This window comes from Enterococcus cecorum (genome assembly GCF_052119425.1).
In the GTDB taxonomy this organism is placed as follows: domain Bacteria; phylum Bacillota; class Bacilli; order Lactobacillales; family Enterococcaceae; genus Enterococcus_E; species Enterococcus_E cecorum_C.
Genome location: NZ_JBQKFH010000054.1, coordinates 1 through 11,735, shown reverse-complemented (window position 1 = coordinate 11,735; position 11,735 = coordinate 1). Strand labels below are relative to the sequence as shown.

Annotated in this window: 9 protein-coding genes; 7 read left to right on the top strand and 2 right to left on the bottom strand. The window is 37.4% G+C overall.

From position 1 onward, the window contains the following. Together ACTQZM_RS10765 and ACTQZM_RS10760 are read right to left on the bottom strand one after the other, a co-directional pair. A partial coding sequence (locus tag ACTQZM_RS10765) for a Rha family transcriptional regulator (RefSeq protein WP_441653765.1) occupies nucleotides 1-516 on the bottom strand: 516 nt, incomplete at its 3' end. Further along, on the bottom strand, nucleotides 513-701 hold the full coding sequence (locus ACTQZM_RS10760; RefSeq protein WP_248626416.1) for a hypothetical protein: 189 nt from the start codon (nucleotides 699-701) through the stop codon (nucleotides 513-515). The genes ACTQZM_RS10760 and ACTQZM_RS10765, both read right to left, overlap by 4 nt. Before the next feature lie 180 nt (nucleotides 702-881). Between ACTQZM_RS10760 and ACTQZM_RS10755 the strand changes: the two genes are divergently transcribed. The 7 genes from ACTQZM_RS10755 (at nucleotide 882) to msrB (ending at nucleotide 11,341) form a co-directional block, all read left to right on the top strand. Then, nucleotides 882-1,475 carry a helix-turn-helix domain-containing protein gene (locus ACTQZM_RS10755; protein ID WP_441653764.1) on the top strand — a complete coding sequence of 198 codons (594 nt, stop codon included), beginning with the start codon at nucleotides 882-884 and terminating at the stop codon, nucleotides 1,473-1,475. A 660-nt stretch (nucleotides 1,476-2,135) separates the two neighbouring features. Continuing rightward, on the top strand, nucleotides 2,136-3,299 hold the full coding sequence (locus ACTQZM_RS10750) for a site-specific integrase (protein ID WP_441653763.1): 1,164 nt from the start codon (nucleotides 2,136-2,138) through the stop codon (nucleotides 3,297-3,299). Between the two features lie 184 nt (nucleotides 3,300-3,483). Further along, the gene (locus ACTQZM_RS10745; RefSeq protein WP_441653762.1) at nucleotides 3,484-8,166 is read left to right on the top strand and encodes a hypothetical protein; all 4,683 of its coding nucleotides are present in this window, start codon (nucleotides 3,484-3,486) and stop codon (nucleotides 8,164-8,166) included. Between the two features lie 183 nt (nucleotides 8,167-8,349). Further along, the gene (locus ACTQZM_RS10740) at nucleotides 8,350-9,189 is read left to right on the top strand and encodes an energy-coupling factor ABC transporter ATP-binding protein (protein WP_060470861.1); all 840 of its coding nucleotides are present in this window, start codon (nucleotides 8,350-8,352) and stop codon (nucleotides 9,187-9,189) included. Beyond that, nucleotides 9,165-10,028 (top strand): energy-coupling factor ABC transporter ATP-binding protein, encoded by an 864-nt coding sequence (locus tag ACTQZM_RS10735; RefSeq protein WP_047242114.1) that lies wholly within the window; start codon nucleotides 9,165-9,167, stop codon nucleotides 10,026-10,028. Before ACTQZM_RS10740 ends, ACTQZM_RS10735 begins: the two co-directional genes overlap by 25 nt. Continuing rightward, nucleotides 10,018-10,815: an energy-coupling factor transporter transmembrane component T family protein gene (locus ACTQZM_RS10730; protein WP_243199619.1), complete on the top strand. Its 798-nt coding sequence runs from the start codon at nucleotides 10,018-10,020 to the stop codon at nucleotides 10,813-10,815. The genes ACTQZM_RS10735 and ACTQZM_RS10730 overlap by 11 nt, the downstream gene beginning before the upstream one ends. 88 nt (nucleotides 10,816-10,903) lie before the next feature. Beyond that, complete coding sequence (msrB, locus tag ACTQZM_RS10725) at nucleotides 10,904-11,341, top strand: peptide-methionine (R)-S-oxide reductase (protein ID WP_441653761.1); 438 nt, start codon at nucleotides 10,904-10,906, stop codon at nucleotides 11,339-11,341. Nucleotides 11,342-11,735 lie beyond the last annotated feature (394 nt).

Below are 11,735 nucleotides of genomic sequence, written 5' to 3'. Positions count from 1 at the left end.
CTCCAGCGTTTCAAACTCTGCTAGCTCCTCAGCGTTTAACTCGGCTTTCTTTATGCGTCTATCGCCTGTGACTAGCTTAATAATGTTACTGTTCATTGTGGCTATATTCATGCCTAGCCTTGCGCTTCCTTTATAGCGTGGGTGCTCTGCGATGGCTTGAGATAGTGCCTTTTGTGTTGGTTTGCTCGCCTCGTATTGTTGGCGGTATTTAGCTAAATCTTCACGCATTTTAAAGAATGCTTTTACTAGATTTTTCTTAAACTTCTTCACTGGTTCGGTATTTTTTAAGTAAGTTATAAGTAAGGTTGCTTGCTGTTCGTTTAAATGGTAAATCTTTTTAGGTCTGCCATTTTCTACTTTTTGGATTTCAAATCCATAAACCCCTAACGCCTCAAAATCTTCCTTGTTTTCTCTTATTAGTCTTGTGATTGTATGATGTTGCACTTCTGCACACTCTGCGACAATCTCGCTTGTGGTGTACGGCTGTTTCTTTCCGTCTAGATATACTAAATTCATCGCGTGGCCTCCTGCTTAATCAGTTCATTTATAGCTTTTAATGTTCTTTCTTCTCGTTCTTTATTCATAGGCAATCTAAGCCATACACTGAAATTACCTTGAGATATGCCAATTTTGTATGCAACCTCCCAGTATTTAAGATTATTTTTTTCAATCATCATTCTAATTTCATTATTCGCCTTCATAGATTATTTCTCCTTTACTAATATCGAAATATTTTTAATTTTGTAATATCACTATATCACTAATAACGATATAAACAATTACAAAAACATTACATATTGTTTACATTATTATTAATATTAGTGATATTGTTGTTATTGTGATATTATGGTAAAATTATGTGTAGAAAGAAGGTGTTTAAAGTGGTTGAAAATGATATGAGTTCATTTGTTTCTTTTAAAGATAAGATGAAATCTTTCAGAAATTTAGAAGAATTAACCATGAATGATTTAGCAAAACTTTCTGGGTTATCTCAATCGTATATTTCTCAACTTGAAAATGGAAAAAAACCTAGTGATGATAATATCAAACAAATTTCACTAGGGTTATCAAAAGGGAAATACTCAACTAGAATGAAAATTGATAGCTACAATGGTTATTTGCAATCTTTAAGAGAAAGTAATTATGCTGATGATGTAATATTGAAAGAAAAAGCACTAAATGAAGCCGTTGACCGTTACAACTTTGAACGTGGTGTTGGTCGTGATGATTTCACAAAATTTCTAGATGAAGAACTTAAAAAAAGAGAAGAATATATATCTAAGCTAAGCGTATTAGGAGCGGTAAAAAATTTTTTTGGTATGGATGACAACGATGTATTCCCGTCAAAAACAGTATTAAAAGAAAGAACTTTTGAATTGTTGGCAAAACTATCTTATTCTAGACAAAGAGAAGTTGAAAAGTACATTGAATACTTATGGTACACCCAGCAAAAAGAGAATAAACCTAATGACTAACTTTACCCCACCACGTTAGCAAAAGTTAGCATTACAAGGCTGTACTTGCAACTACGCCCTAAGTCGGTGTTTTGCCTAGTCAGATATTTGTCAAAACGTGGCTATAATTATCAAATAAATTCTTAGGTTTTCTGAGGTAGGCATGGGGTAACGTTTTGTGACTCCACTAACTAACCAATGTACTTACAACTACGGGGGTACAAGGGTAGTTATAGCTACGGTTGTTCATGTATTGCTAGAGAACGCAAATGTTCGTTTTCTAAATGTTGCAACGTTTCAACATTTGAAATTATGCAACGTTACAAAATTCCCAACTTACTGGGAAGCTTCCTAAATTTCGGATAGTTCACCTTCTCCACTCGTGGGGAATTATTTAAAAAGTTAGGTTTTATTAGGTTGGCCGTTCATTTTCTCACGGTTCGCTCTCGGTTCGTTTGAATACCTGCGTTTTATTGCATCGCGTTGAATTGTTATTATATATGTCAATTTCTCGCTGTTCACTCGCTGTTCATTTCTCGATGTCGGTTATTTGGTTTCTCGGGCTTCACTCGGGCTTCAAGGGTTACGATCAGCATTAATTGCACCATCGCCATCATTAAATATTTTAGTCATTCCACTTTTTTCTTGTGTACGCTCGATTTTAAGAAAGGACTGGAAACAATGGCAACTTTTAAGAAATACACAAAAGGCGATGGCACTTATTGGCAATTTAGGGCATATCTTGGCACTGATGAAGCAACTGGCAAACGTATTTCAACAACAAGAAGGGGCTTCAAGACTGAGAGAGAAGCAAAGAAGGCATATAAGCAACTGTTAATTGACTACGAAAAAAACGGCGGTCTAAATAGCAAACCAACCGTAAACATAAAGACCTTTGAAGAGCTTTATAATTTATGGCTAGAAAGCTATCAAACCACCGTAAAAGAAAGTACTCTGATTATGGTTAAATCGTTTTTTAAAAATTATGCACTTCCTAAATTTGGCAATACTAAACTTAACAAAATTAGTATAGCACAAGCGCAAAAATCTGTGAATGAGTGGGCCAAAAAGTCTAGAAACTATTCAACAATTCTAGCTTATTGCTCTAGAGTGATGAAATATGCTATATCTATTGAATTAGTAGATAAAAATCCATTTGAATATGTGGTACGTCCAAAAGCTAAACAAAAAAAAGACAAGAAACAATTTTACACAAAAGATGAGTTACAAACTGTTCTTGACTATTTGGAAAGTCGTTCTAAAACAGATAATGAATTACAACGCCATCAAGAGTTTTTCTATTATTGTTTAGTTCGTCTTTTGGCATTTAGTGGGTTACGTATCAATGAAGCCCTGGCCCTTAATTGGTCGGATATTGATTTCAACGCCTGCACGCTATCGGTAAACAAAACACTTTCAAGGACTGAAAAAGGCTTTAAGCCGTCCACTCCAAAGACTAAGGCAAGCATTAGAACAATTCTACTAGACAGTAAGACTTTGGAAGTATTAAAAGCGTGGCGTACTGTTCACAAAGAAATGCTATTCATGAATGGGAAACGGTCTGAATTGATTTTTACTGATTTACACGGCGATTATTTATATTATGCTAGAGTTAATATTAATCTTAAAAATAGAATACAAAAGATAGAAACGCCTACCATTCATTTACATGGCCTAAGGCATACTCATGCAAGCCTGTTGTTTGCCAGTGGTGTATCTATGAAAGAAGCTCAAGCAAGACTAGGGCATTCATCTATTCAAATGACAATGGATATTTACACTCATGTTACTGATGATCAGCAAACAAAAACAGTTGAAAAACTCGCCAAATTTGCAAACTTTTAGTAAATAAAAATACCATCGCCATACCTGATTTTTAAGGCGTGGCGATGATATAATTTGGCTCGTGATGTTCAAAATGATGTTCAAAAACCATTAATATGCTAAGAATGTTGTTATATCAATATTCATTTATCACTGTTAATATAATACTAAGTGTAAGCGAATACAATCAAAGGAGGGAATGATTGTGTCTAAAATAGGGAAAAGACTCATAATTTTTATTGGGACTTTGATTTTACTATTGGGAAGTTTACTGAGTCCATGTTTTGTTTTGGCTGAGGTCTATGCGCAAGATTCAAATACGAGTGTCGTGAACCCGTCTTCCTCAGTAACTAAGCAAGATGTCTCTAATACTAGTACGACTTCACCACCTACTACAAATCAAAGTTCTGTAGCAAATGATTCAAGTCCTACTACACAGGTTGATTCAAATGTTAGTCAAACAAATGTCACTACTAGTACTGCTGCTTCAAGTACTAGCAATTCAACTGTAACTTCTCAAAATACAACGAACAATGTTACCTCAAGTGAAAATGCAACTGCCACTTCAAAGACAACTGACAATGTTACTCCAAGTGATAATAAAGCACAAGACTCAAGTGCAACTGAAACTCAAGTATCCAATACCTCATCTCAGCCAAAGAAATCATTAGCTGCTCCTAAAGTTCAAAGTAAGGTCGCTACTTCTGGTCCATCAACGAGCGATATTTCGACACCTTTAGATATTGATGTGACAAAGGTAAGCTTTTATTTAGAGTTTGATCCAGATGGAGAAGGTTTGAGTGTTTATACAGGTAAACTATTTCGTATTTATCAACGTTTAGAATTTGATAATGATAAAGTGACTGACGGCGTATATTCAATTATAAAAATTGCTAAAAAATATGTGAAAGCCGGTAGTGTGGAAATTCCAAAACTAGATAGCGTCAAGAATGTGGAATCGATGGACGATGATGAATATTATATTCGAAAAGTCTATTATAATCCAGTGGCTGGTGGCGGAATTATTGCCTTTCCAATCATCTTTAAGCATGTGATGTATACGACGCCTCCAGGTAGTGAGACACCGGTTAGTTCCACCTTGTATCTACGTGAACATAAAATTGGCTACAGTGAACTAAAAGCTACGGCCAAAACGCACGATCCTTATATTTCGAAATATGTGGTCTTTAAGGGTTCTGACCAGCCATGGTATGATGTGGGTCAAGATGTGGGGATGCCAGATGCAGATGATCCAACTTATTCAAGTAACAATTTAGATGAGTTATTGACCTGTTACTATTTAATTACCGTAACGAATGGTGGCATGTTTGATGATTATGGGGTCTATTATCACGCGGTAGGAACGATTAAAGACGTATTACCAGAAGGCATGGTATTTGATAAAGATGACCCAGAAGCTGCTCCGTGGACCTATGATGAAGCAACTCGTACTGTTTCATTTCCAGACGTAGGTAAATATATGCAAGAGCACGGGACACGGAGATTACAACTACGATTACCTGTCAAACTTCGCCATTTGAAATTAGGTCAAAAAATCATCAATAGTGTTTCTTTGTTGGATGAACAAGGAAATGAAATTGGTAATCATTCTGTTGGGTTTACGCCTTATGCCAAACAAACCAAATACGGCTCAGGTAGTGTCGATAAGAAATTGATTGCTGGTGGTGGTGAACTCGACGAAAGCAACAATGAAATGGAATGGAAAGTCGCACCTAAATTTGAAGAAAGAATGGCGGCCCAAAAGTATTACATTAATGGTTTAGGGGACTTGATTAATAATAATGGTCCACGAATTTATAAAGGTACGGGCGATAGTATTCAAACAGCGGGTGAAAAGACTTTAGAACTCAAGGAAGTAACCGTGCATATTCCAGAAGGTGTCGATGTGGGTACCATCAAGTTGTATGGCAAAACTTTACGAGAAACGCAATTTAGATTACTGAAAGACAATGTTCAGTCTGGCCAAGCGATTTCTTTAACCTCTGATATTGAATATGTAAAAGCGACCTTTGAAAAGCCAATTTTAGCACGTACTGATGTGTATTTGACTGTGAAAACTAAAGTCGTTGATGAAAAGTGGCCAAAAGGAATCTTCTCATCGGATGAATCAACCAGTAGCACCACGCTTCATAACTGGGGCTTTGTGTATTACAGTGATGATCAAGGGAAGGTAATTGGTGAAAAATATACAGAAGCTGTTGGAAGTTATAATCGGGCGTTCTTAACCTTGCGCGTGGAATATGATGATAATTGGCAAACCTCGATTGAAGCGCATAATGAAGATAAGACGCGTTTAACTTATATTTTGACGCCAAACCGTGTCGATGAGAATATGCCATTTACGATTGTGACGCTCTTACCAGATGGCATCGATGTGATTAATGAGTATCATCGTTCGTTGGAAAATATGGGTTACAAAGTGGTCCATCATTATTTAGGTACTGATAAGACGGCCTTGATTATTACCAAGACGTTAAAAGAAATCGATAGTGGTGAAAATTACCCGATTCAAAAATATCGTTATGCTTTCCGACAACAAATTCAGTTTAATAAATATTTGACTAAAGCTGTTCATCAATTAGATCATTATATTTACTGGTATGATCCTTCTGTATTAAAGACGACATCCGGTTGGGCAGATGAATCAACTATTGTGAAGAATAATCAGTTAGACTTGGATGGCAAAGGGACGTTTGTGGGTAAATCAGTCTTGAAAGCAATGACTAAAGTGGATTTTGGTCCGCCAGAAGAAGTGATTATTCACGAAAAGATTGGTCATACACCAGAAGATTTATCGGTGCATCCATTAATTGTGAGTCCATTGGAAGAATTCTATTATGAAATTAATTTGGAAAATCGGACAAAACAAACAAGTAAACCATATGCCTTTTACAATATTTTGCCGCATAAAGGGGATACGATGAATGACCAAGATCGTATCATTGATCGTGGTAGTACGGATGGGGCGATTTTCAAAAAGATTGCCAAAAGTGATCCGGATTTTGACGTATATTATAGTGAGGTGCAAGATATTCAAAAATTAACCACCGCAAATTGGCAACCATTAACAGATAATGTCGATGTTTCTAAGGTGAAAAGTATTAAAGTTGTCTTGAAGAAAGAAATGCAAGCAAATACTGTGAAGAAACTCTTAATTCAAATGCGGGCCAGTCATAACCCAGCTGATTTATTGAGTCATAATTCTTCGCTTTTAACGCAGGAAGGCAAGACTTTCCTTTTAGACTCCAATGTGGTTGAAGCGCGTGGAGTAGGGGAATTAACCAAACCTGTCTTACAAGTGCTTAAGGAAGTAGATAAGACAACAGCCTATCCAAAAGAGGTTCTTCAATATACTTTCAATGTGAAGAATACTGGCGATGGTACGTGGTATGGTACGTTGGAAGATGTATTGCCTGAAAAAGATGTCAATTATATTGCCAACTCAACCAAAGTAAACACTAAGGCGATTACGGATAAACTATGGGAAAATGCCACGAATTTAGTAGTCTCAGATGAAAACGTTTGGAACGACAATCGTTTACGTTATTTGGTGACTATAAAGCCAGGCCAAGAATTGAAACTATCCTTTAAGACGAAGATTGTAAAAGAAGAAGACGGTAAAATTGTCAATAGATTTTCTGGTGTGAATGCTGAAAATCCTGATTTCAATAAAGGCAGTAATACAGTTGAAACCCAGATTCACGTTCGCAAACTTGTTGTGAGTAAAACCGTCGATAAGGCAGAGGCAAAAACAGGGGATATCCTAACTTATAAACTTACTGTAGAAAATACGGGTACGGCAAAATGGGTAGGAATGTTAACTGATAAACTCACAGATGATTTGCAAGCTGTAAAAACGGATGCGGGAAGTTTTGATGGTAATACCTTAAGTGTGCCGATTGATTTGGATCAAGGACAAACCCAAGTAATTACGTTCACCGCTAAAGTTTTAAGAAAGAAAGCTGGCGAAATTCTCAACCATGCTTCAGTCACTCATGAAAATACGCCAGAGTTAAATGTGGAAAGTAATAAAGTGAAAACTGTTGTGGAAGAAGAACCCGATCCAACGCCGACGGAACCAGAGGATAAGCCGGACGAACCCGATCCAACCCCAACGGAACCAGAGGACAAACCGGACGAACCTGATCCAACACCAACGGAGCCAGAGGAAAAACCGGATGAACCAGAACCAACGCCAACGGAGCCAGAAGACAAACCGGATGAACCCGATCCAACGCCAACGGAGCCAGAGGAAAAACCGGATGAACCGGACCCAACACCAACGGAGCCAGAGGAAAAACCGGATGAACCCGATCCAACACCAACGGAGCCAGAGGAAAAACCGGACGAACCCGATCCAACACCAACGGAGCCAGAGGAAAAACCGGATGAACCCGATCCAACACCAACGGAGCCAGAGGAAAAACCGGATGAACCCGATCCAACGCCAACGGAACCAGAGGAAAAACCGGACGAACCCGATCCAACGCCAACGGAACCAGAGGAAAAACCGGACGAACCCGATCCAACACCAACGGAGCCAGAGGACAAGCCGGACGAACCCGATCCAACGCCGACGGAACCAGAGGACAAGCCGGAAGAACCAGGCGTTCCTAATACAGCAGAAAGGGAAAATGATGACAGATTTTTTATGAATAGTGGTGGTGGCAAATTTGATAATCAAAAACGTTCTACACAGGGAACGGTAAAACAAAAAGAATTAACTAGAGTTGCCAAATCCAACACAAAAAAACATTTACCTGCTACAGGAACGCAAAAAAATGGTTATCTATGGTTAAGTGTCATATCTTTAGGACTAGCTGGTATCGTGATATACTTTGACAGAAGAAGTCGTTGGCATCACTAACAATCAATAAATCCCTCCTCTTATAAGCGAATAGTCTATACTTTTCCCTCAAGAAGTGTAGCTATTCGCTTTTATTGTCTTAAATATCTATGTCAAGACAATAAAACGAGATAGAAAGATTGAAATTCTGCTGTTTTTTTGGTATGGTAAGGCTTGTAACGAAATGAAAAACGAGGGTAAATGATGCAACCAATAATTGAAATGAAGGATTTGACTTTTCGCTATCAAGAAGAAGATCAAACACCTGCTTTAAATAAAGTATCATTGAACATTAATCAAGGGGAATGGATTGCGATAATTGGCCATAATGGTTCGGGTAAATCCACCCTGGCAAAGACGATTAATGGCTTGTTACTACCTGAATCAGGAAGTATCAAGGTCAATGGTCAAGAAATAAATGAAAAAACCATCTGGGAAGTACGTCGCAATGTTGGTATGGTCTTTCAAAATCCAGATAATCAATTTGTCGGCTCAACTGTAGAAGATGATGTCGCTTTTGGTTTGGAAAATCAAGGCGTGCCGCGAGAAGAAATGTTGGTACGTGTAAGAGAATCACTAGAGCAAGTGCGAATGGCCGAATTTATGCGCAAAGAACCATCAAGACTATCAGGTGGTCAAAAACAACGTGTCGCTATTGCTGGGATTGTGGCTTTAAGACCGAATGTAATTATTCTTGATGAAGCAACGAGTATGCTTGATCCTGAAGGCCGCTTAGAAGTGATTGCTACAGTGAAGAAAATTAAAGAAGAAAATAATTTAACCGTTTTATCGATTACTCATGATATCGATGAAGCCGCTAATGCTAATCGAATTTTTGTGATGAAAAAAGGTGAACTTATCCAAGAAGGTACGCCAGAAGAAATCTTTTCTCAAGGTGAAAAATTAATTGAGCTAGGATTAGATTTGCCATTTCCAGAGCGCTTAAAGTCAGCACTAAAAGCTCGTGGTGTGGACGTACCTAAAGAATATATGACTGAAGAAGGGATGGTGGATTGGCTATGGACATCCGTTTTGAACAAGTAGATTTTACTTACCAACCCAATACCCCTTTTGAGCATCGAGCACTCTTTGATATTAATTTGGCGATTAAAGAGGGAAGTTTTACAGCCTTAATCGGACATACTGGTAGTGGGAAATCAACATTGCTACAACATTTAAATGCCTTGCTCAAACCTACGAAAGGTACCGTAAACATCGGTGAACGTGTGATTACTCCGCAAACCGATAATAAAAACTTAAAACCAATTCGTAAAAAGGTTGGAATTGTCTTTCAGTTTCCGGAATCTCAGTTATTTGAAGAAACAGTAGAAAAAGATATTGCTTTTGGCCCACAAAATTTTGGTGTAAGTCTAGAAGAAGCAAATCAAATTGCGAAAGATACATTGAAATTAGTAGGATTAGATGAAAGCTATCTTGAGCGTTCTCCTTTTGATTTATCAGGTGGACAAATGCGTCGTGTTGCTATTGCCGGTGTTTTGGCGATGCAACCAGAAGTCCTTGTGCTTGATGAACCAACAGCTGGCCTAGATCCTCAAGGGCGTAAAGAAATGATGGATATGTTTTGGCGTTTGCATAAAGAACGTGGCTTAACCCTAGTTTTAGTCACGCACTTGATGGATGACGTGGCTGATTATGCAGATTATGTGTATGCTTTAGAAAAAGGACGTGTGGTGAAAGAAGGAACACCATCAGAATTATTCCAAGATGTCGATTGGTTGTATGAAAAGCAATTGGGCGTACCTACAGCGACTCAATTTGCGCTAAAACTTCAAGAAAAAGGAATGAAGTTTGCTCAATTACCATTGACGCCTCAAGCTTTAGCCGATGAAATTATTAGACAGCGAGGTGAGGGTGATGAATAAATTGATTTTTGGTCGCTATATTCCAGGCAATTCATTGATTCATCAGATGGATCCTCGAGCAAAATTGGTCGCAAGTTTTTATTTCATTGGGATTATCTTTTTGGCGAATAACTGGCAAACGTATTTATTACTCGCAGCTTTTACCTTTTTTGCCATCTACTTGTCAAAAATTAATCTAGTATTTTTTGTTCGTGGCTTAAAAGCGCTGATCGGCCTTATCCTATTTACCGTCTTTTTGCAGGTCTTTTTCACAAATGGCGGTACAATCTATTGGCAGTGGTGGATTTTTAGACTAACAGAGTACGGCGTGACAAATGGGATTTTCATTTTCTGTCGGTTTGTCTTAATCATCTTTATGTCTACACTTCTGACACTGACCACTTTGCCTTTGGAATTATCAGATGCGATTGAATCCTTACTAAAGCCATTAAAAGCGTTGAAATTACCAGTTCATGAATTCTCTTTGATGTTATCGATTGCCTTACGATATGTGCCAACCTTAATGGATGAAACAGAGAAAATTATGAATGCTCAGCGTGCACGTGGGGTGGATTTTTCAGAAGGTAATTTAATCCAAAAAATGAAAGCCATCATTCCACTATTAATTCCGCTATTTGTTTCTAGCTTTACGCGAGCAATTGATTTAGCTTATGCGATGGAAGCACGTGGCTATCAAGGTGGCGATGGTAGGACGAAATATCGTAAATTGGAATGGCAATTATTAGACACCATTACTATTTTAGTATTCGTCTTATTAACCGCACTTTTAATTTTATTACGTAGCTAAACAAAAGGTCTTCGTTTTTGGAGACCTTTTTTGTGCGTATTTTACTAAGTTTTGATACAATAATAAAAAATAATCAGAGGTGATTCTAATGGACGCATATGAAAAAGAAAAAGCGCAATTATCCGATTTAGCTTATCGTGTAACCCAAGAAAATGCTACTGAGTATCCATTTAGTGGCAAATATGATCAATTTTTTGAAGAGGGAATTTATGTCGATGTTGTCAGCAAAGAAGTTTTGTTTAGCTCACTAGATAAATATGATTCAGGATGTGGCTGGCCAGCTTTTACAAAACCTGTAAGTCGACAAGTTATTAAAGAGAAAGCTGATTTTTCACATAACATGCATCGAATTGAAGTACGCAGTCAAGCAGCCGATAGTCATCTGGGACATGTATTTACCGATGGACCTGTTGAAAAAGGTGGATTACGCTACTGTATTAATTCTGCTGCTTTAGAATTTATCCCAAAAGCAGAAATGGCTGACAAAGGCTATGGTGACTACTTGAAATTATTTCCTAATGAATAGTTTTGGATGTTCGGAAACGTTTTTATAACTTTTTTTGTAAAAATCCCTTGACGCATCATTTGAATCGTGATATTCTAACAAAGTCGCTGAAATCAAACGGCTAAATAAAATAAACTTTCAATACGTTTTAAAGTTTTTAAAAATTAAGCTTGACAATGAATTGAACATTTGTTATGATATGAAAGTCGCTGATTGAACGAGTGACAACTTAAAAAATATTTCAAAAAAGTTCTTGACAAACTGTTGAGACTTGAGTATGATATAAGAGTTGTTGCTAAACGACAAAGTAGACCTTTGAAAACTGAACAAATAAATGCAAACAACCAATGTGTAGGGTCTTTAACTTTTGAGTTAAAGAAAAATACATGCAAGCAATAGCTAGCAAAATCAATTT

What these genes read in the sequence shown, in the direction of transcription:
- ACTQZM_RS10760 (WP_248626416.1), bottom strand. Translation starts at nt 701, where the DNA reads ATGAAGGCGAATAATGAAATTAGAATGATGATTGAAAAAAATAATCTT.
- ACTQZM_RS10750 (WP_441653763.1), top strand. Translation starts at nt 2,136, where the DNA reads ATGGCAACTTTTAAGAAATACACAAAAGGCGATGGCACTTATTGGCAA.
- ACTQZM_RS10740 (WP_060470861.1), top strand. Translation starts at nt 8,350, where the DNA reads ATGCAACCAATAATTGAAATGAAGGATTTGACTTTTCGCTATCAAGAA.
- ACTQZM_RS10735 (WP_047242114.1), top strand. Translation starts at nt 9,165, where the DNA reads ATGGACATCCGTTTTGAACAAGTAGATTTTACTTACCAACCCAATACC.
- msrB (WP_441653761.1), top strand. Translation starts at nt 10,904, where the DNA reads ATGGACGCATATGAAAAAGAAAAAGCGCAATTATCCGATTTAGCTTAT.